Below are 225 nucleotides of genomic sequence, written 5' to 3' on the forward strand. Positions count from 1 at the left end.
AGAAGCTGGTGTTGCGGGCATTAATTTAGGATACAAAAATAGTAATTATGTGGATGCCAATGGGAATTACCATAAACAACAAGGCTCATTCATTACAACTGATGGTAAAACGCAATCCATTCATGATGTTTGGTTTAAAATAGATCGTACTGATTCTATGGATCACACTGATGATATTGTCATTAGCGATGACATTAAGAAGTTACCTAACTTATTAGGCTTTGG

Annotated in this window: 1 pseudogene; it reads left to right on the forward strand. The window is 35.1% G+C overall.

Going from position 1 to position 225, the window contains the following annotated elements:
- Positions 1-225, forward strand: a pseudogene (locus tag BZK16_RS14435) (hypothetical protein); the annotation flags it as partial.

Source organism: Wohlfahrtiimonas populi (genome assembly GCF_002006795.1).
Lineage (GTDB): Bacteria > Pseudomonadota > Gammaproteobacteria > Cardiobacteriales > Wohlfahrtiimonadaceae > Wohlfahrtiimonas > Wohlfahrtiimonas populi.